The sequence below is a fragment of the Xanthomonas sp. SS genome (genome assembly GCF_014236835.1).
GTDB lineage: Bacteria > Pseudomonadota > Gammaproteobacteria > Xanthomonadales > Xanthomonadaceae > Xanthomonas_A.
Genome location: NZ_CP051190.1, coordinates 2,118,700 through 2,137,150, shown reverse-complemented (window position 1 = coordinate 2,137,150; position 18,451 = coordinate 2,118,700). Strand labels below are relative to the sequence as shown.

Below are 18,451 nucleotides of genomic sequence, written 5' to 3'. Positions count from 1 at the left end.
AACGGGAGAGCGGAAACGGTTACAAGACATCGGCACGGCTCACGGCGCGGACGCCGCCATCGGGATCAGCCGGCGATGATAGCCGAGCGCCTCAGCGGCTGCCGCCAGCCACGGTGCTGGCCGCTTCCGCCTCGGCCTGCGCGCGCGCGGCGAACAGCGTGCCCGGCGGCGGCTGGCGGGTAAAGAACGTATTGACGCCATCGAGCACCGCACCGGCCAGGCGCCGCTGGTAACCCGGATCGGTCAGCCGGCGCTCTTCGTCCGGATTGGAGATGAAAGCGGTCTCGACCAGCATCGCCGGCATGTCCGAGGTGCGCAGCACCGCGAAGTTGGCCCGCTCCAGTTCCGGCTTGTGGTTGTTGCCGATCCGCTTGAGTCCGCCCAGCACGTGCCCGGCGGCGTCTTCGGAGGCCTTCATGTGCCCGCTCTGGGCCAGGTCCAGCAACACGCTGGCCAGGGTGCTGTCGGTCTTCTGCAGGCGCACGCCACCGACCAGGTCGGCCGCGTTTTCCTTGTCCGCCAGCCAGCGTGCGCGCTGCGAGGAAGCGCCCTTGGTCGAGAGGACATAGACCGAAGAGCCGGTCGCGCTGCGGTTCTCGGCGGCGTCGGCGTGGATCGAGATGAAGATGTCGGCCTTGGCCGCGCGCGCCTTCTGCGCGCGCATCGGCAGCGGGATGAACACGTCGGTATCGCGGGTCATGTAGGCCTTCATGCCCGGCGTGGCGTTGATCTGCCGCGCCAGTTCGCGGCCGATCGCCAGGGTCACGTCCTTCTCGCGCTTGCCGGTCGGCCCCATCGCACCGGGATCCTGGCCGCCATGGCCGGGATCGATGGCCACGATCAACGGCCGCATGCCCGGCTTCATCCCCACCCGCGACGGTGCGCTCGGCATCACCGGGCGCACCTCGGCGGCGGCGGCGGCGGCCGCATCGTCGATGCTGGCCGCGTCGGGCCGATCGGGCATCGACGCTGCGGCGACGGCGCCCTGCTGCGCCGGCACGGCGGCGCCGACCGAGGCGGACGCGGACGCGGTCGGTGCCATCGAGGCAACGGCGGTGCCGGGTGCAGCAGCCGGCGCCGGCACGACGCCCGGGCGAGTCGCCGCGGTCGTCGTCGGTGCCTGCTGTATGGGTGCCTGCTGTACCGGTGTCGGCGGCGGCGGTACCGGTGCTGCGCGTTGCACCACCGACGAGGTCAGGGCCGCCGTCGCGCGCGCCGCTTCCAGGCGCGGATCGGGCGTCGGCTTGGGTTCGACCGCTACTGTGGTGGGCGCCGCGGAGGCCGTGGGCGCGGGCGTCGCCACGCCATTGCCGGCATTGGCCACCGGTTTGGCCGACGCCGCATCGCCCGGCCACTCGATCACCAGCACCGAACTGCCGGCCACGGTCTGCATCTGCGGTTTGAACGCCACCACCGGGCTGCTCAGGTCGAACACGATGCGCAAGGTCCCGGGGACCGGATGACCGGTACGTACGGCCGTGACCACGCCGTTGCCCACAGGCAGCTTCAGGCCCTGCGCAGCGGAGGATTCGGGCAGATCGACAACCAACCGGTTGGGATTGGCCAGGGTCAGCGTGGTGAAGCCGCCGCTGCCCTGCAGCCGAATCTCGGCACGCGTGCCGGTGGCGCCATTACCGACCGAAACCGCCTGGACCTGACCGGCAAACGCCGACTGCGCCGCTAGGCACCAGCCTGCGGCGATGGCGGAACAGGCGAAAAAACGGGTCCCCAGGCGCATGGAGGCGATTCAAGCATCCCGCGGCCATAAACACAAGCGGTTTTCCCTTAATAATCCATAACCTGCCCGCACTTCCTAGTGTCAGCCGGCAGAAAAACTCCGCAAGTCGTCCCGTTCCGCCATTTGCGACAACCAAGCCGCGCCGATCGCGGTGCCGGCCTGCAGTTGCACGGCGCGTCCGTCTTCGTGCAGCGCCAGGGCCACGATCAGGTCGGCAGGCGGCAGTACATCGCCGCCGCGCTCCGGCCATTCCACCAGCCACAGGGTCGCCGATGCCTCGTCCAGCCCGAGGAAATCCAGTTCGCCGGCGGCACCGATCCGATACAGGTCCAGGTGCCAGGCCTCGCCATCGGCCAGCGGATAGCGCTCGACCAAGGTGTAGGTCGGACTGCGGATCGCGCCCTGCACGCCCAGCGCGCGCAGCAATGCCCGCGCCAGGGTCGACTTGCCAGCGCCGAGATCGCCGCGCAGATGCACCATCGCCTGCGCCGGGCGCGTGGCGGCCAGGACCTGGCCCAGGCGCTCGGTGGCGTCGCTGTCTTGCAGTTGCAGCCGCATCATCGGTTCGCGTCCGGATTGGCCAGGTGGCGCAGCGCCGGCAGCAGATCGGACGGCAGCAGGCCGCGCTGGCCGGCGACAGCGGCGCGATCCCCGGCGGCGGCATGCAGCAACGCGCCGATGCTGGCCGCTTCGAAGGCCGCCAGGCCTTGCGCGCGCAGCGCCGCGATCACCCCGGTCAGCAGATCGCCCATGCCGCCGACCGCCATGCCCGGATTGCCGGCGGCGATGACGCGCGGAACCCGCCCCGGCGCGGCGACGATGCTGCCGGCACCTTTCAGCACCACCACCGCCTGGTAGCGCTCGGCCAGCGCCGCGGCGGCGGCGAAGCGGTCGCGCTGCACTTCGGCGGTGGCGATGCCGAGCAGGCGCCCGGCCTCGCCCGGGTGCGGGGTCAGCACTGCATCCGGCAACGCCCGCGGCGCCTGCGCCAGCAGGTTCAGCGCATCGGCGTCGATCACCAACGGCAGTTCGGCGGCCAGTGCCAGCCGCCACAGGCCTTGCGCCCATTCGTCCTGGCCCAATCCCGGACCCAGCGCGACCACGCTCGCCCTGCGCAACAGCGGTGCCAGCGCCGCGCCGTCCTCGACCGCGTGCGTCATCGCCTCCGGACAACGCGCCAGCAGCGGCGCGACATGCGCGGTGCGGGTCGCCACGCTGACCAGGCCGGCGCCGCTGCGCAACGCCGATTCGGCAGCGAGCATGACCGCACCGCCGCTGCCGAGATTGCCGCCGATGCACAGGACATGCCCGGAATCGCCCTTGTGGCTGTCGCGCCGACGCGGCGCCAGGCGCGCGGCCAGCGCCGCGCCGGTCCAGGCCTGCGCCTGCGCCGCGCAGCCGTCGAACGCGGCGGCCGGCACCTCCAGCGTCACCAGTGCGGTAGCGCCGACATGGTTCAGCGCCGCCCCGGTATGCAAGCCGGCATGCGCGACGATGAATTGCACGGTCAGCGTTGCTTGCAACGCGGCACCTGGCACGGTGCCGTGTTCGGCGTCCACGCCGCTGGGCACGTCCAGCGCCAACACCGGCGCCCCAAGCCCGGCGAGCGCGCCGAGCAGCGCGGCCAGTTCGGCGTCGGGCGCGCGATTGAGGCCGATGCCGAGCAACGCGTCGACGACCACGTCGGCCGGATCCAGCGCCGCATCGAACACCTCGATCCGGCCGCCGACGCCGATGTAGTCGGTGCAGGCGCGTTGCGCCAACGCCGATTGCGGCCCCCGCCCAGGCAGATGCAGCACGCGCACGCGGCGTCCGGCGCAATGCGCGAGCCGCGCCAGCACATACCCGTCGCCCCCGTTGTTGCCGGTGCCGCAGGCCACCAGGATGCGCTGCGCCTGCGGCCAATGCTGCAGCAGCGCCTGCCAGGCGGCCTGGCCGGCACGCTGCATCAGCGTGTAGCCGTCGCCGCCGAGCAAGGCCGTGGCCTGCGCATCGATGCGCCGCGCGGCGGCGGTGTCGTAGAGATCGAACGAGTCGGACATGCGCGAGATTCTATACTTGCGCCATGTCCAGCAGCGTCGCCCCCGCCGATCCCCACACTGTTGCCGCGCGCATCCGCGCGTTGTCGCGCGAGTTCGGCTTCCAGCGCTGTGGCATCGCCGGGATCGAGCTGCAACAGGACGAGGCGCATCTGCGCGACTGGCTGGCGCAAGGCCTGTACGGCACGATGCAATGGATGGCGCAACATGGCGACAAGCGCGCGCGTCCGGCCGAATTGATTCCAGGCACGCTGCGGGTGATTTCGGTCGGCCTGGACTACGGACGCAACGACGACGATTCGGCCTGGGACACGCTGCACGATGGCGAGCGCGCCTACGTCGCCCGCTATGCGCTGGGCCGCGACTATCACAAGCTGATGCGCAACCGCCTGCAGAAACTGGCCGAGCGCATCCAGGCCGAGATCGGCCCGTTCGGCCATCGCGTCTTCGTCGATTCGGCGCCGGTGCTGGAGCGCGCCCTGGCGCGCGACGCCGGCCTGGGCTGGATCGGCAAGCACACCTGCCTGATCGACCGCAACGGCGGCTCCTGGTTCTTCCTCGGCGAAATCTACGTCGACCTGCCGCTGCCGATCGATCCGCCGGCCAGCGCGCACTGTGGCACCTGCACGCGCTGCATCGACGTGTGCCCTACCCAGGCGATCGTCGCACCGTACCGGCTGGACGCGCGCCGCTGCATCGCCTATCTGACCATCGAGCACGACGGCGCGATCCCCGAAGAGCTGCGCCCGGCGATCGGCAACCGCATCTTCGGCTGCGACGACTGTCAGCTGGTGTGCCCCTGGAACAAGTTCGCCAAGCGCAGCGACGAACCCGATTTCCGCGCGCGCAACGATCTCGACCGGGCCACGCTGGCGCAGCTGTTCGCCTGGGACGAGGACGAGTTCCTGCGCCGCACCGAAGGCAGCGCGATCCGCCGCAGCGGCCACGAGCGCTGGCTGCGCAACCTGGCGGTGGCGCTGGGCAACGCACCGAGCACGCCGCAGGTGCTGGCCGCGCTCGGCGCGCGCGCGCAGCATGCCTCGCCGCTGGTGCGCGAGCACGTGCAATGGGCACTGGCGCAGCATGCGGACCGAGCGTCTGCGGGCGAGGCCGCAGTGCCGCGACCGGCCGCTCACGGCGACGTGCGAGGATAGGCGCCCACACGCCCACGCAGCGCCCGCATGCCCGATCGCGACGACCAGATCCTCAGCCCCAGCCAGCTCAACACGCTGGCGCGCGACCTGCTGGAAAGCGCGTTTCCGCTGGCCTGGGTGGAAGGCGAACTGGGCAACGTCACCCGGCCTTCGTCCGGCCATCTGTACTTCACTTTGAAGGACGCGCGCGCACAGGTGCGCTGCGCGATGTTCAAGCCGAAGAGCCAATGGCTGAAGTTCGTTCCGCGCGAAGGCCTGCGCGTGCTCGCGCGCGGCCGGCTGACCCTGTACGAGGCGCGCGGCGACTACCAACTGGTACTCGATCACCTGGAGGAAGCCGGCGAAGGCGCGCTGCGCCGCGCGTTCGAGGAACTCAAGGCCAGGCTCGCCGCCGAGGGCCTGTTCGCCAGCGAGCGCAAACGTGCCCTGCCCGCCTTCGTGCGCCGCCTGGCGGTGATCACCTCGCCCAGCGGCGCGGCGGTGCGCGACGTGCTGAGCGTGCTCGGCCGGCGCCTGCCGTTGTTGCAGGTGGACATCCTGCCGAGCCTGGTGCAGGGCGACAGCGCCGCCGCGCAACTGACCTCGCTGCTGCAGCGCGCCGATGCCAGCGGCCGCTACGACGCGATCCTGCTGACCCGCGGCGGCGGCTCGCTGGAAGACCTGTGGGCGTTCAACGACGAACGCCTGGCGCGGGCGATCGCCGCCGCGGCCACGCCGGTGGTGTCGGCGGTCGGCCACGAGACCGACGTGACCCTGGCCGACTTCGCCGCCGATCTGCGCGCGCCGACGCCGTCGGTGGCCGCGGAACTGCTCGCCCCCGACCAGCGCGACCTTGCCGCACGCCTGCGCGCCCAGCACGCACGGCTGCTGCAGTGGCAGCAGCACCGCCTGCGCCAGGCGATGCAGCGCGCCGATCGCGCCTTGCTGCGGCTGCAGGCGCAGAGCCCGCAGGCGCAACTGCACATGCTGAAGCGGCGCCAGCAAGATGCCGCGCGCCGCTTGCTGGCGTTGTGGCGGCAACAGCACGAACGCCGCGGCGCGCGCCTGCGCCACGCCGCCGCGGTATTGCGCGCAGCCCAGCCGCAACGGCGACTGGCCGCACTGCACGAGCGCCTGCTCGCGCTCGGCCGGCGCCCGCAGGCGGCGATGGCGCGGCAGCTGCAGGCCGATGCGCAACGCCTGCGCGCGCTGGCCCGCGCGCTGGAGACGGTCAGCCCGTTGGCCACGGTGACGCGCGGCTACGCGATCCTGACCCGAGTCGACGACGGCACCCTGGTGCGCTCGACCGCGCAGGTCGCGCCGGGCGACCGCCTGCGCGCGCGGCTTGCCGACGGCGAAGTGACGCTGCGTACAGAATGACTGCGGTACACCTGTCGGCCGCTACTCACCGCCAGTGCATTGCCATGTCTCAACCAGCCTCAAACGAACAACGTATCAAGGCGGTGCTGCAAGGCATGCGTCGCGCCGAGCGCGACAAGGCCGGCCGGCTGTCGCGCTCAACCGATACGCTGTCCCTGATCGGCGCCAGCTACAGCTCCACCGACGACGCGCAACGCGCGCTCGATTGGCTGGCGCGCGATGCAGACACGTTGGCAACGTTGCGCAACGAGCACCTGCTCGATGTCGGCGAGACGATCTACATCATCTGCAATGGCTGCGGTGGCGACCGTGCCGCGCTGTCGCAGTGGCTCAACGGCAGCCACGCGCAGCTTGGCGGACAGACGCCGCGGCAACTGCTGCGGGACGGCGCCAGCGCGCGGCTGCTGGATGCGGCCCGCGCCTGCTTCGCCGGCTAGCGGCGCTCTTGCGTGCAGACCGGCAGGCCGCTCAATCCAGCGGCGCGACGACCAACAACGGATCCAGGTCGTAGCCCATCGCCACTGCCCTGGCCTTGATCTGCTCGAACAGCGCGCGCGGCATCCGCGGCGAACGCGACAGCACCCACAGATACTTGCGGTCCGGCTCGCCGATCAACACCCACTGGTAATCCGGATCCAGCGCGATCACCCAGTAGTCGGCCCAGACCAGCGGCACCCAGGCCAGCCAATCCGGCGCGAACCGCACCTGCAGCCTCCCGGGATGGCCGGCCACCCGCCGCGCCACGCCTTCGGCGGCAAGCAGGTCGCCCTTGACGGTGCGGCAGGCGTTGCGCACGCCGATCAGCCCGTCGTCGCGCAGCACGTAGGCGGCGGTGATGTCGGCGACGCATTTCTTTTGGAACGACACCGGCAGGTGCGCGATTTCGTGCCACTGCCCGGCATAGCGACCGAGATCGAACTCGGCGACCGACGTCACCGGTCGCGCGGCCCGTGCCGGCAGCGCCAGGCACAGCAGGCATGCCAGTAGCATCGCGATCGATGGAAGACGCATGCGAGCGATCCAGCAAAAGAAGAAGACCAGCCTTATGCAGGAGCGGCGCGGCGATGTAAAGCGCAGCCTTCGCGCAGGCCTGCGACGAACCGCCATTGCGGCGGTATGCCATGACGACACCACACGCGACGGTGCGCGCCGCGGCGGCAGGACAGCGTCACGCAAGCAAGAAATGGACGAATCACGTAGTCCGCTCGAAGCGCGGCGGCAGCGCATGCAACACGACGCACCCAACTACGCTACGCCTGACGAAACAGGCGTCACCCGCTGCGCCGGCAATGCCTGGAGACGGAAGCCTCCCGCGTGCCAGCCGACGCGCTAGGGCGAAAGGTCGGCCACGGCAAGGTCCTGGCCTTGGCTGCCGCTACTGCACTCCACCGGCTCACGCAGAACGACTTGCTGGGCGACACCGTCGCGCTGCTCCAGGTACACGTTGACCATCACGCACTCGGAGCCGACCTGTTCGATATACGGCGCGCCTGGATCGTGGCCGCGCTGGTAGGAGGCATCCAGCTTGTCAGGCGTCGGCGCCGCGCTGGCGCCACCGGCCACCGCCAATGCAAGGGCCATTACACATAACCGCGTCAATTCCTTGTGCATTGGCCCACTCCCAGATTAACCATGTGCCCATGATTACGACATCGGCTCCACATAGTTGAGCGCTACATCACGGGAAACCTGAGAATTTGCGCACTTGTCTACGAGCGTAAACGCGACTGCTGCCGCAGGCGATAGCATGAATACGCCCGCTCCAAATGCGGAAGTCGGCACATAATGCGTGTACTCGCCTGGCCTGTCACAGGCGCTCGGCAGCGCGGACCTGCTTGCTATCGGCCGGGCGCGGCCTCCCCGGCGATACGCCCGTCATCGCGTCGCGCGGGACATGGCAGCGCAAAGAAAAAGGCCTGCATTTCTGCAGGCCTTTCATGGAATGGTGGCCGAGGACGGAATCGAACCGCCGACACGGGGATTTTCAATCCCCTGCTCTACCAACTGAGCTACTCGGCCACTGCGCAACGCGGCAGGACCGGTGCGGGGACGCGCATCATAGCGATGCGCTCGGGATTGGGCAAGTGCGGAATTTCGGAATTTTCCTACCGGACGACGCGGCCCACGCCGACTGCCCCGGATTCCGCCGTCGCGCATGCTGAGGGCGTCCTCGGCGCCTGGCCTATGCACGGGCACGGATGCCGCTGGTGATGGTCATAGGCCAGGCCGCCGAGGACACCGCGACGCGGTCCGGTCCGGGGTGTCCGCCGTTGGAGCGATAACACTGCCGTAGTGCGTCCGATCCGGGTGACCGGCCAGCCGGCCCTGCCGTGAGGCTGGCCGCGAACGCCTTCGCCCGGAAGCCGCGAGCGCCGCCGACCTGCGGACCCGCAAAGCAATAGTGCAGCGGATGACGTGCCGCGGTCGCATTGGAGCGGCACCGCACCCGAGCGTGTCGAAGCACCTGAGCGTGTCGAAGCGCCGGGACAGCGGAACGGCGAAGCACTTGAGCAACGAGCGCGCCTGCCGCGATGCCGGGCTGGAGACGGCGCGGCTTCCAGAGCAACCGCGCCACTAGGGTACGCGTGGCTGGCGGTTCGCTGCTGGCGGCGCGCGACGGCAGCAGCGCTGGCCACGCTGGGTCCCTGGGCGCCGTAGTATTCTTCGCCGGTCTTCACGTCCTGGAATCCGGTCATGCGTCAGCGGCTTCGCTTCGGCTTGCTCGTGTTGTGCACTGCACTGCTGGCCGCCTGCGGCGATGGCATGGTGCGGCGCGTGTCCGACCCCGCGGCCAGCCTGCAGCAGCTCACCGTCAACATGGACGGCAGTTGGAAGGTGGAGTTGCGCCTGCAGAACTACAGCAGCATCCCGATGCGTTACGACCGCGTGCGCCTGGACCTGGGCGTGGGCGGCGAAGCCGCCGGGACCCTTCAGCTCGCGCCCGGAATCTCGATCGGACCGGAAACCGCGGACGTGGTCAGCGTCGCGCTGCGCCCGAGTTCGGCCGCACGCATCGCCGTCGCCGATGCCCTGGCCGGCCGCCGCAGCCTCGATTACACGCTCAAGGGCAGCATCGACGCCACCCCGGAAGAGAAGAAGCAGCGCACGTTCGAGATCGATACGCGCAACATGCTCACGCCCGCCCCTGGCCTGGACGGCGTCCTGCGCTAGCCGCACTCCACCGCGCCGACACGGCGCGGTCCCGCCCCCGCTTCGTGCGCCCGCTGTGACCTAGGGCAGCGACGCCGCGTCCGTCGATCGGCGCTTCAGCCAACCCCACAGCTGCTGGGCTGGCAGGCTCTCCTTGCTTAGGGCCGCCTCGCGACCGCTGCCGTCGCCCCAAATCCCTGACGCAAGAGCGCAGTCCCTCGGAGCACGCGTTCAGCCGCCATTACCGCGCATTTAATACATAAATGTAATATATACATATGTACGAAATGCCTAGCCAGTCATGAGCCGCTTCGCTGCCACCGAACAGCGCCTAGACGTCACCGGTCAAAAGCATCCGGGGTTTCCTCGTGACGCGGCCATGGTGGTGCGCCTGATAAAGCTATTGCACAAGCTGATCCTGGATCAGGGCAACGACATGCTGCGCGCCTACGGCCTGAACTACTCCGAATACAACGTGCTGATGATGATCGACGCCAGCCCGGACGGGACCTTGAACCCATCGCAGCTGAGCGACGCGGCCAGCGAGAAGTCGGCCAACATCACCCGCCTGACCAGCCACCTGGTCGACAAGGGCCTGATCCAGCGCACCCCCAGCGCCGAGGACCGGCGCATGTTGCTGCTGCGCCTGACCGCCGAGGGCGAACGCCTGATCGCCGCGTTCATGCCCGACGTATTCGCCCAGCTGCGCGGTTACACGCAGCATCTGCAAAGCGCCGAACTGGCGCAGTTGGAAACCTTGCTGAAGCAACTGCTGCGCAGCGTGGAAGGCGACGCATGAGCGCGCGCGGCGCCGATGTCGCAGCCAGCGCCGCCGCGGCAGCCCAGCCGCGGTTGCGCACCGTGCTGGCCGATGCCCTGCGCGGCGAAGGCGAGGCCTGGCTGTTCGTGCTGCGCACGCTGCTGTCGATCTACCTGGCCGGCTGGATCGCGCTGCGCCTGGACCTGTCCTCGCCGATGACCGCGATGATCACCGTGGTGGTGGTGATGCACCGGCAGACCGGCATGGTGTTCGCGAAGGGTTTCTATCGCGTGCTGGGCACGCTGATCGGCAGCGTCGCCGCGCTGGCGATGGTGGCGCTGTTCCCGCAGGAACCGGTGTTGTTCGTGCTGGTGCTGGCGATCTGGATCGGCCTGTGCACCGGCGGCGCGCTGCTGTACCGCAACTTCAAGGCGTACGCCTTCGTGCTGTCCGGCTACACCGTGGCGCTGATCGCGCTGCCGGCGGTGAACCAGCCGCAGAACGTGTTCGCGCTGGTCACCGCGCGCGTCACCGAGGTGTTGCTGGGGCTGCTGGTGACCGGCGTGATCAGCGACGTGGTGTTCCCCAGCCGCCTGCGCCAGACCCTGCGCGACACCGTGCGCCGCGCCTACGACGGCTTCCTGGATTTCGTCCGCGACGCCACCGGCGGCCAGCTGTCGCGGGCGTCGATGGAACAGGCGCACCTGCGCTTCGTCCGCGATGCGGTGCAGATCGAGGACCTGCGCAGTTCGGTGGTGTTCGAAGACCCGGAGGCGCGCGTGCGCAGCGGCCGCCTGCGCCTGCTCAACCAGCGCTTCATGGCGGTGTCCACCAGCTTCCAGTCGCTGCACCACTACATCAACCGCCTGCTGCGCCAGGCCGAAGGCGATGTCGCCGAGGCGCTGATCGGCCTGTACCGCCCACTGAAGGCGGCGCTGAGCGAACGCGGCGGCCGCGAGCGCACCGCCGAGACCGCGCGGCGGCTGGCCGAATGCCGCGATGCGCTGGCGGCGCGCGCCGCCGCGGTGCGCGACACCCTGCCGAGCGCGCGCCATGAGGATTTCGATACCGGCGTGTCGCTGCTGCGGCGCTTCTTCGGCGAGTTGCACGACTACGTCGCCGCCGAGGCCGCGCTGGTCGCCCCGCAACAGTGGCGCACGCCGCAGGCCGGCGGCGACACCGCGGTATTCCTGCGCGGCAACGACTACGCGGCCGCCGCGCTGACCGCGCTGCGCAGCGCACTGCTGGTGGCGGCGATGTGCTGGCTGTGGATCCAGGCCGGCTGGATCAGCGGCGCGACCGCGGTGTTCCAGGCGGTGGCGTTGAGCGCGATCCTGTCGTCCAGCGCGAACGCGCCGGCGGCGGCGCGCTCGCTGTTCAAGGGCTTCGTGTTCGGCGCCGCGCTGGGCGCGGTCTGCCAGTTGCTGGTGCTGCCGCAGATGGATGGCTACGGCCTGTTCGTCGCCGGTACCGCGCCGTTCCTGCTGCTGACCCTGTACCTGGCCTCCAAGCCGGCGCTGTTCGGCTTCGCTACCGGCACCAATCTGGCCTTCATCTCGATCCTGGCGGTGCAGCCGACGCCGAGCTTCAACGCCGTCACCACCTTCAACAGCGTGGTGCCGCTGCTGCTGGGCACGCTGGCGGTGAGCGTGGCGTTCGTGTTCGTGCCGCCGGTGATCGGCACGCGCTGGCATCGCCAGCGCCTGCTGGAACAGCTGCGCCGGCAGACCACGCTGGCCGCACGCGCGCCGCTGCCCGGTCTGCATTTGCGCCTGGAAAGCGTCAACCGCGATCTGTTCCAGCAGATCGTCGCGCATACCCCGCCGGGCAGCGACGAGCTGCGCGACCTGTTGGGCTGGGCGCTGTCGGTGCACGAGACCGGGCGCACCCTGGTCGAGTTGCGCCGCGACGCCGCCGAAGGCGAGTTGCCTGCCGCACTGTCCAACGAGGTGGACGCTGCGGTGCAGGCGCTGGCCGAGCTGTATCTGGCGCCTTCGCCCGAACGGCATCGGCTGGCCTTGCAGTGCATCGATGCGGCGCTGGCGGCGAGCCGTCGCGACGGCGCGGTGCCGCTGCGCTGGAAGCGCACCCGCGAGCACCTGCATCTGCTGCGCGGCGCGCTGCTCGATGCCGATTCGGTGCTCGCCGCCCTCGCCGCCGGGCATGCGCCCGCCCCGACCTCGCCAGGAGCCGCCGATGGCGCTGCCCGCTGAAATCTCGATCGCCGGCGTGTACGTGCCCGGCCTGCTGGTGCTGGCGGTGGCGCTGCTGTTCGCCGCCTGGGCGGTGGATGCGCTCGCCGGCCGCGCCGGGCTGTATCGCTACGCCTGGCATCCGCCGCTGTTCCGTCTGGCCCTGTACGTCGGCGTGTTCGCCGCGCTCGGCCTGCTCCTCTTGCCGTGAGTCCCGCCATGAAAACAACGCCCGCCCTGATCCGTTTCGCCCTGACCGCCGCGATCGTGCTGATCGCCGCCCTGCTCGCGCACGCGCTGTGGCGGCACTACATGCTGTCGCCGTGGACCCGCGACGGCCGCGTGCGTGCCGAGGTGGTGCGCATCGCCCCGGACGTGTCCGGCCTGGTCGATGCGGTCGCGGTGGCCGACAACCAGCACGTCAAGCGCGGCGACGTGCTGTTCAGCGTCGATCGGCGGCGCTTCGAGCTGGCCCTGGCGCAGGCCCGCGCCGACCTGGCCGCGGCGCAGGCGCAGGCGCGCTCCGCCGGCGCCAGCATCTCCGCCGCGGCCGCCAGCCAGGCGGCCAGCGAGGCCGAATTCCAGATGCGCCGCGCGCAGGCCGAACGCCGTGCCCGCGCCGCGTCGGTGATCTCCGCCGAAGCCCGTTCCGATGCCGAGGCCACCGCGCGCTCGGCGCAGGCGGACGTGCACCGCACCGCCGCCGTGCGCGGCCAGGCCAGCGCCGCCCAGGCGCAGGCACTGGCGGCAGTGGCGCAGGCGCAGGCCGCGGTCGATCTGGCCGAACTGGATCTGCAACGCACCCAGGTGCGCGCCACCGCCGACGGCTACATCACCAATCTGGACGTGCGCGTCGGCGACTACGCCCAGGCCGGCAGCGCGCGGCTGGCGCTGGTGCGCGACGACGCGATGTGGATCTACGGCTACTTCGAGGAAACCAAGCTGCCGCGGTTGCACGTCGGCGACCGCGCCGACATCCGCCTGATGAGCGGCGGGGTGATGCTGCACGGCAAGGTCGAAGGCATCGCCCGCGGCATCGCCGACAGCGACAACCCGACCAGCGCCTCGCTGCTCGCCGACGTCAGCCCCACCTTCAACTGGATCCGCCTGGCGCAGCGGGTGCCGGTGCGGGTGCGCATCGATCCGGCCAGCGTGCCGCCGAACACGGTCCTGGCCGCGGGCATGACCGCGACGGTCACGGTGCGTGGGGAGCCGTGATTGGGGATGACCGGCCTACGGCCGTTGTGAAGCGCTTCGGAGATTGGGGATTCGTAAAAGCTAACAGCGAGTCCCGATCCATCCACACCACGCGACCGCCGTTACGAATCCCGAATCTCCAATCCCGAATCCCGGCCCCACATCCATACGCCGTAGTATCCTGCGCACCTCGGCCGCGCCGCGGCCCCTGTCCGAGCGACCGCATGAGCACCTACCAAGCCCCGCTGACCGACCTGCGCTTCGCGTTGCACGACGTGCTGCAGGTGGAGGCGCTGTTCGCCCGCCTCGGCTATGCCGAGGCCACCACCGACGTGGTCGACGCCGTGCTGGAGGAAGCCGCGCGCTTCACCGGCAGCGTGCTGGCGCCGCTGAACCGGGTCGGCGACGAGCACGGCTGCACGCTGGACGCGGCCACCGGCGCGGTCACCACCGCCCCCGGTTTCCGCGAGGCCTACCGGCAGTTCGCCGAGGGCGGCTGGACCGGCCTGACCGCGGCCACCGAATTCGGCGGCCAGGGCCTGCCGCATACCCTGGGCGTGCCGCTCAACGAAATGGTCAACGCCGCCAACCTGGCCTGGGGCAACTTCCCGCTGCTGTCGCATGGCGCGGTCGAGGCGCTGAAGCAGCATGGCGAGGCCTGGCAGCAGGAGGTGTTCCTGAAGCCGCTGGTGGATGGCCGCTGGACCGGCACCATGTGCCTGACCGAGCCGCACTGCGGCACCGACCTGGGCCTGCTCAAGACCCGCGCCGAACCCAATGCCGACGGCAGTTGGTCGGTCAGCGGCACCAAGATCTTCATCACCGCCGGCGAGCACGATTTCACCGACAACATCGTGCATCTGGTGCTGGCACGGCTGCCGGATGCGCCGGCCGGGGCCAAGGGCATCTCGCTGCTGGTGGTGCCCAAGTTCAAGGTCGCCCGCGACGGCAGCGTCGGCGAACGCAACGCGGTGCGCTGCGGCTCGCTCGAGCACAAGATGGGCATCCACGGCTCGGCCACCTGCGTGATGAACTTCGACGGCGCGCAGGGCTATCTGGTCGGCCAGCCGCACAAGGGCCTGCAGGCCATGTTTACGATGATGAACACGGCGCGGCTGGGCGTCGGCCTGCAAGGCATCGGCCTGTCCGAGCGCGCTTATCAGAACGCGCTGCGCTATGCGCGCGAGCGCCTGCAGTCGCGTTCGCTGACCGGCGCCAAGCTGCCGGACAAGCCGGCCGACCCGATCCTGGTGCACCCGGACGTGCGCCGCATGCTGCTGACGGTGAAGGCGCTGACCGAAGGCAGCCGTCTGCTGGCGCTGCACGCCGCGACCCTGATCGACGTCGCCCACCATGCGCAGGACCCGGCCGAGCGCGAGCAGGCCGACGTGCTGGTCAGTTTCCTGACCCCGATCTCCAAGGCCTGCCAGACCGAATGGGGCGTGGAGAACACCTATCACGCGCTGCAGTGCTTCGGCGGCCACGGCTACATCCACGAGCACGGCATGGAGCAACTGGCGCGCGATGCCCGCATCACCACGCTGTACGAAGGCACCACCGGCATCCAGGCGCTGGACCTGATCGGGCGCAAGACCGCGTCCAGCCAGGGCGCGGGGCTGAAGCTGTTCCTGGCGCAGATCGAGGCCTTCCTCGCCGAGCATGCGGACAACCCGAGCGTGGCCGAGTTCGCCGGCCCGCTGCGCGAGAAGACCGGCGAATGGGCGGCGCTGACCAAGCGCATCCTGCAGCGCGCCGCCGGCAATGCCGACGAGCTGGGCGCGGCCAGCTACGACTACGTGTTCTATTCCGGCTACGTGGTGCTGGCCTACTGGTGGGCGCGCAGCGTCGCCGCCGCGGATGCCTCGGCGCAGAGCGAAGCGTTCAAGCAGTCCAAGCGCGAGACCGCGCGCTTCTACTACGCCAAGCTACTGCCGCGCACGCTGACCCACGCCGCGGTGATCGAGGCCGGTGCCGAACCGCTGATGGCGATGGCCGACGCGCACTTCTGAGCAACGCGCACTGCGCGACCGGCGTCGCACTGCGCCGGTCGCGCGGATCCGTCCCGCTTCGATACACAAATCGTCACCAATCGGGTATAAGCTGTTTTCCCGATGGAGACAGACACAACAACGCTTGGTCTGATCGATACCGGAGCCTTCGCCGCTTCGGCCGGCGACGCGTCGTTGCCGCCGCCCACCGTTCACGTCCATCTGCCTTCGGTGCGACTGCTGTCGCTGGACGCGCATGGCCGCGTGCTGGACTGGATCAACTGGCAATCGGCGGCCTGTTTGTATGCGCGCGACGCGGTGGCCTGGACCCTGGGCGAGCCGTGCATGCACATCCACGGCGGCATGTCGCGCGCCAGCGGCGAGCGCAGCGTGCTGCACCTGCATCCGATCATCGCCGCGCGCGGCCATGCCCGCTCGCGCGCGCTGGATCCCACGCCCACCCTGACCAATACCGCGCTGTTCGCCCGCGACGCGCAGCTGTGCCTGTACTGCGGCCAACAGTTCAGCCGCCCGCAACTGACCCGCGACCACGTGCTGCCGGTCTCCAAGGGCGGTCGCGACACCTGGGAAAACGTGGTCACCGCGTGTTTCCACTGCAACTCGCGCAAGGGCAACCGCACCCCGCAGCAGGCGTCGATGCCGCTGCTGGCGGTGCCGTACCGGCCGAGCTGGATCGAGCATCTGATCCTGTCCAACCGCAACATCCTCGCCGACCAGATGTCGTTCCTGAAGGCGCAATTGCCCAAGCGGTCCAAGCTTTCGGTCTGACCTCCAGGCCGGCGCACGACGCGCCGCGCACTGCGACGGATTGCCGCACCCGCCTTGCAGCGTGACCTGCGCCCGTGCGCAACTGAACGGGTTGCTTGCCCGTGCCCGGAATGGAGAGGAAAATGGACGGTCCGCTGAACCCGAATTCCGATGATCGACCCCACCCGCTATCCGCGCCTCTCGCGCATTCAGATCCCCGCCGAACTGCGCCGCTTCGAGGAGTCGGAGCTGCCGGCGATCGCGGAGGAACTGCGCGCCTACCTGATCGAGTGCGTCGGCAAGAGCGGCGGCCATTTCGGCGCCGGTCTGGGCGTGATCGAACTCACCGTGGCCCTGCACTATCTCTACGACACCCCGGTCGACCAATTGGTGTGGGACGTCGGCCATCAGACCTATCCGCACAAGATCCTGACCGGGCGCCGCGACCAGATCCATTCGGTCAAGCAGGCCGACGGCGTGGCGCCGTTTCCCAAGCGCGAGGAGAGCGAGTACGACACCTTCGGCGTCGGCCATTCCTCCACCTCGATCTCCGCGGCGCTGGGCATGGCCATCGCGCTGCAGCGCGCCGGTGACGAGCGCAAGGTGGTGGCGGTGATCGGCGACGGCGCGATGACCGCCGGCATGGCCTACGAGGCCTTGAACCACGCCGGCGGCATGGGCCAGGAACCGAACCTGCTGGTGATCCTCAACGACAACCGCATGTCGATCTCCGAAGCGGTCGGCGGGGTCACCAAGATGCTCGGCCGGATGAGCGGCAGCAAGACCCTCAATGCGATCCGCGAGGGCGGCAAGAAAATCCTCGGCGACAAGAAGAGCAATCCCACCGCGCGTTTCGTGCGCCGCTGGGAAGAGCACTGGAAAGGCATGTTCGTGCCCTCCACGCTGTTCGAGGAGATGGGCTTCCACTACACCGGGCCGATCGACGGCCACGACCTGCCGGCGCTGATCGGTGCGCTGAAGACGCTGAAGACGCTGAAGGGTCCGCAGCTGCTGCACGTGATCACCACCAAGGGCAAGGGCTACGAACTGGCCGAAGGCGACCAGATCGGCTACCACGCGGTCGGCCCGTTCGATCCCAGCAAAGGCCTGGTGTCCAAGCCGGGCGCCAAGGCGCCGACCTATACCGACGTGTTCGGCGAATGGATCTGCGACATGGCCGCCGCCGAACCGGCGCTGCTGGCGATCACCCCGGCGATGCGCGAAGGCTCAGGCCTGGTGCGCTTCAGCAAGGAATACCCGCAGCGCTACTTCGACGTGGCGATCGCCGAGCAGCATGCGGTGACGCTGGCCGCGGGCATGGCCACGCAGGGTGCCAAGCCGGTGGTGGCGATCTATTCGACCTTCCTGCAGCGCGGCTACGACCAGTTGGTGCACGACGTGGCGGTGCAGAAGCTCGACGTGCTGTTCGCGATCGACCGCGGCGGCGTGGTCGGCCCGGACGGCGCCACCCATGCCGGCAACCTGGACCTGAGCTTCCTGCGCTGCGTGCCGCATATGGTGGTCATGGCCCCGGCCGACGAGGCCGAGTGCCGGCAGATGCTCAGCACCGGACTGCAGCACGCCGGCCCGGCCGCGGTGCGCTATCCGCGCGGCACCGGCCCCGGCGTGGCGCCCGGCACGGCGCTGGACACGCTGCCGATCGGCAAGGCGCAGGTCCGCGTCCAGGGCGCCACGCTGGCGCTGCTGGCGTTCGGCGCGACCGTGGCCGCGGCCGAACAGGTCGGCCGCGAACTGGGCCTGAGCGTGGTCAACATGCGCTTCGTCAAACCGCTGGACCGCGCGCTGCTGCTCGAGCTTGCCCGCAGCCACGACGGCTTCGTGACCATCGAGGACAACGTGGTGGCCGGCGGCGCCGGTTCCGGCGTGGCCGAACTGCTCAATGCCGAAGGCGTGCTGCGCCCGGTGCTGCACCTTGGCCTGCCCGACGCGTTCCAGCACCACGCCAGCCGCGAGCAGTTGCTGGCCGAAGCCGGCATCGACGCCGCCGGCATCCGCGCGGCGATCCTGGCGCGCTGGCCGCAGCTGGCGGCCAGCGCCAACGCAGCGCGTAGCGCCGCCGGCTGAGCGCGGCGCACTTCGGCACTT

The 18,451-nt window shown here is 69.9% G+C and carries 16 protein-coding genes and 1 tRNA gene; 11 read left to right on the top strand and 6 right to left on the bottom strand.

Features of this window, described 5'->3' with window-relative positions:
* Positions 1-91: 91 nt before the first annotated feature.
* From HEP74_RS08735 to HEP74_RS08725, 3 genes are all read right to left on the bottom strand, one after another.
* Entirely contained in the window at positions 92-1,738 is a 1,647-nt protein-coding gene (locus tag HEP74_RS08735) for an N-acetylmuramoyl-L-alanine amidase (RefSeq protein ID WP_185816087.1), read from the bottom strand.
* A gap of 81 nt (positions 1,739-1,819) precedes the next feature.
* On the bottom strand, positions 1,820-2,299 hold the full coding sequence (gene tsaE, locus HEP74_RS08730) for a tRNA (adenosine(37)-N6)-threonylcarbamoyltransferase complex ATPase subunit type 1 TsaE (protein WP_185816086.1): 480 nt from the start codon (positions 2,297-2,299) through the stop codon (positions 1,820-1,822).
* Positions 2,296-3,780, bottom strand: a complete 1,485-nt coding sequence (locus HEP74_RS08725; RefSeq protein ID WP_185816085.1) for an NAD(P)H-hydrate dehydratase — start codon at positions 3,778-3,780, stop codon at positions 2,296-2,298. Before HEP74_RS08725 ends, tsaE begins: the two co-directional genes overlap by 4 nt.
* 23 nt (positions 3,781-3,803) lie before the next feature.
* Between HEP74_RS08725 and queG the strand changes: the two genes are divergently transcribed.
* The 3 genes from queG to HEP74_RS08710 are packed head-to-tail and all read left to right on the top strand — an operon-like array spanning position 3,804 to position 6,727.
* Positions 3,804-4,931 (top strand): tRNA epoxyqueuosine(34) reductase QueG, encoded by a 1,128-nt coding sequence (gene queG / locus HEP74_RS08720; protein WP_185816084.1) that lies wholly within the window; start codon positions 3,804-3,806, stop codon positions 4,929-4,931.
* A gap of 27 nt (positions 4,932-4,958) precedes the next feature.
* A complete protein-coding gene (gene xseA / locus HEP74_RS08715) occupies positions 4,959-6,290 on the top strand; it encodes an exodeoxyribonuclease VII large subunit (protein ID WP_185816083.1) in 1,332 nt (443 codons plus the stop codon).
* Between the two features lie 44 nt (positions 6,291-6,334).
* Positions 6,335-6,727: an antitoxin Xre/MbcA/ParS toxin-binding domain-containing protein gene (locus HEP74_RS08710; protein ID WP_185816082.1), complete on the top strand. Its 393-nt coding sequence runs from the start codon at positions 6,335-6,337 to the stop codon at positions 6,725-6,727.
* Between the two features lie 31 nt (positions 6,728-6,758).
* Here HEP74_RS08710 and HEP74_RS08705 read toward each other — a convergent pair whose 3' ends face one another.
* From HEP74_RS08705 to HEP74_RS08695, 3 genes are all read right to left on the bottom strand, one after another.
* Positions 6,759-7,301: a lipocalin family protein gene (locus HEP74_RS08705; protein WP_185816081.1), complete on the bottom strand. Its 543-nt coding sequence runs from the start codon at positions 7,299-7,301 to the stop codon at positions 6,759-6,761.
* A gap of 318 nt (positions 7,302-7,619) precedes the next feature.
* The gene (locus tag HEP74_RS08700; RefSeq protein ID WP_185816080.1) at positions 7,620-7,871 is read right to left on the bottom strand and encodes a hypothetical protein; all 252 of its coding nucleotides are present in this window, start codon (positions 7,869-7,871) and stop codon (positions 7,620-7,622) included.
* 362 nt (positions 7,872-8,233) lie between these two features.
* Positions 8,234-8,309: transfer RNA gene (locus HEP74_RS08695), tRNA-Phe, on the bottom strand.
* A 675-nt stretch (positions 8,310-8,984) separates the two neighbouring features.
* Between HEP74_RS08695 and HEP74_RS08690 the strand changes: the two genes are divergently transcribed.
* The 8 genes from HEP74_RS08690 (at position 8,985) to dxs (ending at position 18,430) form a co-directional block, all read left to right on the top strand.
* On the top strand, positions 8,985-9,461 hold the full coding sequence (locus HEP74_RS08690; RefSeq protein WP_185816079.1) for an LEA/WHy family protein: 477 nt from the start codon (positions 8,985-8,987) through the stop codon (positions 9,459-9,461).
* 280 nt (positions 9,462-9,741) lie between these two features.
* Positions 9,742-10,239, top strand: a complete 498-nt coding sequence (locus tag HEP74_RS08685) for a MarR family winged helix-turn-helix transcriptional regulator (RefSeq protein WP_185816078.1) — start codon at positions 9,742-9,744, stop codon at positions 10,237-10,239.
* Positions 10,236-12,413 carry an FUSC family protein gene (locus tag HEP74_RS08680; protein WP_185816077.1) on the top strand — a complete coding sequence of 726 codons (2,178 nt, stop codon included), beginning with the start codon at positions 10,236-10,238 and terminating at the stop codon, positions 12,411-12,413. Before HEP74_RS08685 ends, HEP74_RS08680 begins: the two co-directional genes overlap by 4 nt.
* Positions 12,397-12,603 (top strand): DUF1656 domain-containing protein, encoded by a 207-nt coding sequence (locus tag HEP74_RS08675; protein ID WP_179565340.1) that lies wholly within the window; start codon positions 12,397-12,399, stop codon positions 12,601-12,603. Before HEP74_RS08680 ends, HEP74_RS08675 begins: the two co-directional genes overlap by 17 nt.
* A gap of 8 nt (positions 12,604-12,611) precedes the next feature.
* Positions 12,612-13,610 (top strand): HlyD family secretion protein, encoded by a 999-nt coding sequence (locus HEP74_RS08670; RefSeq protein ID WP_185816076.1) that lies wholly within the window; start codon positions 12,612-12,614, stop codon positions 13,608-13,610.
* Between the two features lie 203 nt (positions 13,611-13,813).
* A complete protein-coding gene (locus tag HEP74_RS08665) occupies positions 13,814-15,598 on the top strand; it encodes an acyl-CoA dehydrogenase C-terminal domain-containing protein (protein WP_185816075.1) in 1,785 nt (594 codons plus the stop codon).
* A 102-nt stretch (positions 15,599-15,700) separates the two neighbouring features.
* On the top strand, positions 15,701-16,366 hold the full coding sequence (locus HEP74_RS08660; RefSeq protein ID WP_185816074.1) for an HNH endonuclease: 666 nt from the start codon (positions 15,701-15,703) through the stop codon (positions 16,364-16,366).
* Positions 16,367-16,516: 150 nt separating this feature from the next.
* The gene (dxs, locus tag HEP74_RS08655; RefSeq protein WP_185816073.1) at positions 16,517-18,430 is read left to right on the top strand and encodes a 1-deoxy-D-xylulose-5-phosphate synthase; all 1,914 of its coding nucleotides are present in this window, start codon (positions 16,517-16,519) and stop codon (positions 18,428-18,430) included.
* Positions 18,431-18,451 lie beyond the last annotated feature (21 nt).

What these genes read in the sequence shown, in the direction of transcription:
- HEP74_RS08735 (WP_185816087.1), bottom strand. Translation starts at nt 1,738, where the DNA reads ATGCGCCTGGGGACCCGTTTTTTCGCCTGTTCCGCCATCGCCGCAGGC.
- tsaE (WP_185816086.1), bottom strand. Translation starts at nt 2,299, where the DNA reads ATGATGCGGCTGCAACTGCAAGACAGCGACGCCACCGAGCGCCTGGGC.
- HEP74_RS08725 (WP_185816085.1), bottom strand. Translation starts at nt 3,780, where the DNA reads ATGTCCGACTCGTTCGATCTCTACGACACCGCCGCCGCGCGGCGCATC.
- queG (WP_185816084.1), top strand. Translation starts at nt 3,804, where the DNA reads ATGTCCAGCAGCGTCGCCCCCGCCGATCCCCACACTGTTGCCGCGCGC.
- xseA (WP_185816083.1), top strand. Translation starts at nt 4,959, where the DNA reads ATGCCCGATCGCGACGACCAGATCCTCAGCCCCAGCCAGCTCAACACG.
- HEP74_RS08710 (WP_185816082.1), top strand. Translation starts at nt 6,335, where the DNA reads ATGTCTCAACCAGCCTCAAACGAACAACGTATCAAGGCGGTGCTGCAA.
- HEP74_RS08705 (WP_185816081.1), bottom strand. Translation starts at nt 7,301, where the DNA reads ATGCGTCTTCCATCGATCGCGATGCTACTGGCATGCCTGCTGTGCCTG.
- HEP74_RS08700 (WP_185816080.1), bottom strand. Translation starts at nt 7,871, where the DNA reads ATGGCCCTTGCATTGGCGGTGGCCGGTGGCGCCAGCGCGGCGCCGACG.
- HEP74_RS08690 (WP_185816079.1), top strand. Translation starts at nt 8,985, where the DNA reads ATGCGTCAGCGGCTTCGCTTCGGCTTGCTCGTGTTGTGCACTGCACTG.
- HEP74_RS08685 (WP_185816078.1), top strand. Translation starts at nt 9,742, where the DNA reads ATGAGCCGCTTCGCTGCCACCGAACAGCGCCTAGACGTCACCGGTCAA.
- HEP74_RS08680 (WP_185816077.1), top strand. Translation starts at nt 10,236, where the DNA reads ATGAGCGCGCGCGGCGCCGATGTCGCAGCCAGCGCCGCCGCGGCAGCC.
- HEP74_RS08675 (WP_179565340.1), top strand. Translation starts at nt 12,397, where the DNA reads ATGGCGCTGCCCGCTGAAATCTCGATCGCCGGCGTGTACGTGCCCGGC.
- HEP74_RS08670 (WP_185816076.1), top strand. Translation starts at nt 12,612, where the DNA reads ATGAAAACAACGCCCGCCCTGATCCGTTTCGCCCTGACCGCCGCGATC.
- HEP74_RS08665 (WP_185816075.1), top strand. Translation starts at nt 13,814, where the DNA reads ATGAGCACCTACCAAGCCCCGCTGACCGACCTGCGCTTCGCGTTGCAC.
- HEP74_RS08660 (WP_185816074.1), top strand. Translation starts at nt 15,701, where the DNA reads ATGGAGACAGACACAACAACGCTTGGTCTGATCGATACCGGAGCCTTC.
- dxs (WP_185816073.1), top strand. Translation starts at nt 16,517, where the DNA reads ATGATCGACCCCACCCGCTATCCGCGCCTCTCGCGCATTCAGATCCCC.